We start from the raw sequence: 2540 nt of genomic DNA, 5'->3' as shown, positions 1-2540 counted from the left end.
ATGCATTTCAGGGTATATTTAAAGCCAAGCAGCTTTGCGATGTCTAGCTGATACGCCATTTCGAGGATAGTATCCTGCACGCCCTGCGGCTTGCTAGCCAGCCACGGCAAACACTCCGGCACTCGCTTTCGCAGCCTAGCAACTTTCAAATTTAGGATTTTTTCCGCTACCTCTTTACTCATCGGCTCCACCTTGCCGCCGTTGAGTTTGAGTTCGTCGGGGCTCAATGCCGAGACCAAAAAGCCGTATCCCACGGTTGCTTTGCCTACGCTATCTTTGTATATCTCTCTGCGATAGCCCTCGTGAGCTTTGATGTTTTCGATGAGGCTCATATCCCCTCCTCGTTTGTGATCTCTATGAATTCTATGTGTTTGCCTACGCAAATTTTGAAAAACGAATTATATGTCTGCACGGAGTTTGTCACTCCCGCAGCATTGTATCCGTCGCCTACGAGGACGCATCCTGCTGTATCTTTAGGGTAGTTGCCGGGGTGAATGAGGATGTAGCGCTCTTTCGGCACCAGCTCGCTGTATAGAAGCGGACACATTCGCTTCTGGCTCGGGCTGTTGTGCCACTCCATTTTGTAGCGCCCCGCCGGAATCCGCCTATCCTTGCCGCTCTGCGTAGTATCGCCGCCTGCGGGCTCAAGGGTGAAGCATTCAAAAAGCCTCTTTCCCTCGTCCGTGATCGTTAGCTTTCCGATCGTTCCGTCGTGGATTTTCTTAAACCTATTTATCTTGATTTTCATATTCCGATCCTCCAAAATCCGTATCTTTTAAATTTTTAATCTTCTTTGACAAAAAGCTGTTTATTTTCGCTCTGACCCAGTCGGCGCCGAACCAAGCCACCGCTCCGCTTAGGGCTATGCAAGATTTAGGGCTGCCGGGCATAAACTCGCTCAGCACCGCGTAGCTCACAAACGCAAACAGCATCGATGAGCCTACCGCTACCAGCCACGATATGACCTTTTGTCCGCCCGATCCTCGCAGCTTCATATTGCCGCTACCGATCCCCAGCATCGAGCCCAAAAAACTTATGACCCCTACAAGTATGTAGTTCCACACTTCTTTATCGATCCCCCACATTCGCGCACTCCTTCAGGAGCGCTTCGCAGGTTTGATAGTATTTTGCCAGCTCGACCGCGCTTTGCATATTGCTTGAATCAAATTTAGGCTTTGCAGGGAGGCTTACTTTGCACTTTATCGGAACGAGGACGTCCTTATATTCCGTCCTTACCATCGCAGGTTTCGCCGCACACCCGCTAAGAGAAACGCACAGCGCCAGTCCTATCAGAAAAAGAATAAATCTAATGATATATTCTCGCTTGTGCCTAGCCAGCTCTTTTTGGTAGTTTTTGTCGAGCAAAAACGTCTTGCGCAGAGGCTTTGAATACTGCGGCATATATAGCTGTCCTGTTTTCATCTACCCATCTCCCTGAATATTTCCTCATAGAATTTCAGCTTCTTTTCGCATTTTGCGTCCTTTATCGGCACATTTATCGGCTCGTATCTCGTCTCTATCTCTTTTTTGATGATAGGACCGGCGTTTTTGAGCTTTTCGTTTTGCAGAGCGATCTCTTCAAATTTGGCGTTTTGCAGATCGATCTTTGCGTTGCAAGCCTGCAAATTTGAGGAGCTTATGAGCTCTTGGGTTTTAGCGAACACTAGATCCTTGTTTAGCTGCTCTATTGTATTTTTGAGACTATGGTTCCACCCTGCCAGCGCAAGGCTGGCAAGGATCAGCGCGCCGATAATTCCAAGGTAAATTTTAAAGTTCATAGTGCCATCCATAAGATTATAAACGCCAAATCCTGCATAGCCCCATAAAACACTTCTTGCCTGCCCCACGCATCGCTTGCCTCAAAGGCTCGAAATCGTAACGTCCATTTTGTGCGATATCCTAGCTCACAAGCAAGCGGAAAACCTACCGCAAGAGCTACGGCTAGAAGCGGCGCGCCATAAATGCCCGCAAAGACTAGCGGCACGAATACCGGTAGCCACCAAAGTAGCCCGCGCAGAAAGAGGCAAAGCCTGCAATACGCCAGCCAATGAGTTTTGGGCTCGAAAAGCCTAGCGGCGACGCGCTCGATAAATCTATTTTCGCGCTCATCTTTGAAGTTGCTATGTGTGATGAGTGCGCCGACCCATACGCCCCATCCCTTTGCTTCGCCCGCGAGGTATCCGATCCCGCAGATGATCGCAAGGTAGAAATTCCCCAAAAATGCAAATATTAGCAGAGCCACCACCAAAGCGTTGATCTTTGCAAAGTATGCGTATTGCCCGCGTAGTCTATTCAGTATCCAAAACATCATCGCTCCTTTGGGCTGGTTTTTACGACATCGGCGAATTCGTCACCATTGAGATACCAAAAAGGTTTTGAGCCATCAGAGTATTGAAATTTCGCGAAGTCGTCGGGGTGGGTCGCAAGATGTGCGATCACTCGAAAGATATTCATCATATTGGAATGATCCCATTGGCTGCATTTCCGCGCCCTTAGAAAAATCACGATAGGACAAGCCAAAATCCCTAAAATAAAGCTCG

At 48.4% G+C, this 2540-nt stretch carries 7 protein-coding genes; all 7 read right to left on the bottom strand.

Features of this window, described 5'->3' with window-relative positions; genetic code table 11:
• Nucleotides 1-332, bottom strand: a 332-nt coding sequence (locus tag Q0140_RS03975) for a lysozyme (protein ID WP_297962119.1), incomplete at its 3' end; no start/stop codon positions are given.
• Nucleotides 329-748, bottom strand: a complete 420-nt coding sequence (locus tag Q0140_RS03970; protein WP_297962118.1) for a DUF5675 family protein — start codon at nucleotides 746-748, stop codon at nucleotides 329-331. The genes Q0140_RS03970 and Q0140_RS03975, both read right to left, overlap by 4 nt.
• The gene (locus tag Q0140_RS03965; RefSeq protein ID WP_297962116.1) at nucleotides 729-1085 is read right to left on the bottom strand and encodes a hypothetical protein; all 357 of its coding nucleotides are present in this window, start codon (nucleotides 1083-1085) and stop codon (nucleotides 729-731) included. The genes Q0140_RS03970 and Q0140_RS03965 overlap by 20 nt, the downstream gene beginning before the upstream one ends.
• Complete coding sequence (locus Q0140_RS03960) at nucleotides 1069-1314, bottom strand: hypothetical protein (protein ID WP_297962121.1); 246 nt, start codon at nucleotides 1312-1314, stop codon at nucleotides 1069-1071. Before Q0140_RS03960 ends, Q0140_RS03965 begins: the two co-directional genes overlap by 17 nt.
• Nucleotides 1315-1418: 104 nt before the next feature.
• Nucleotides 1419-1778: a hypothetical protein gene (locus Q0140_RS03955; RefSeq protein WP_297962114.1), complete on the bottom strand. Its 360-nt coding sequence runs from the start codon at nucleotides 1776-1778 to the stop codon at nucleotides 1419-1421.
• The gene (locus Q0140_RS03950; RefSeq protein ID WP_297962112.1) at nucleotides 1775-2308 is read right to left on the bottom strand and encodes a hypothetical protein; all 534 of its coding nucleotides are present in this window, start codon (nucleotides 2306-2308) and stop codon (nucleotides 1775-1777) included. Before Q0140_RS03950 ends, Q0140_RS03955 begins: the two co-directional genes overlap by 4 nt.
• Nucleotides 2308-2540: hypothetical protein (locus tag Q0140_RS03945; RefSeq protein WP_297962110.1), on the bottom strand; the 233-nt coding region annotated here is incomplete at its 5' end. The genes Q0140_RS03950 and Q0140_RS03945, both read right to left, overlap by 1 nt.

The organism is uncultured Campylobacter sp., from assembly GCF_938045405.1.
Taxonomy (GTDB): domain Bacteria; phylum Campylobacterota; class Campylobacteria; order Campylobacterales; family Campylobacteraceae; genus Campylobacter_B.
This window is presented reverse-complemented; position numbering and strand designations above follow the sequence as displayed.

Bases quoted from the DNA above. Each gene is read 5' to 3' on its own strand.
- Q0140_RS03965 (WP_297962116.1), bottom strand. From the start codon at position 1,085: ATGTGGGGGATCGATAAAGAAGTGTGGAACTACATACTTGTAGGGGTC.
- Q0140_RS03955 (WP_297962114.1), bottom strand. From the start codon at position 1,778: ATGAACTTTAAAATTTACCTTGGAATTATCGGCGCGCTGATCCTTGCC.
- Q0140_RS03950 (WP_297962112.1), bottom strand. From the start codon at position 2,308: ATGTTTTGGATACTGAATAGACTACGCGGGCAATACGCATACTTTGCA.
- Q0140_RS03970 (WP_297962118.1), bottom strand. From the start codon at position 748: ATGAAAATCAAGATAAATAGGTTTAAGAAAATCCACGACGGAACGATC.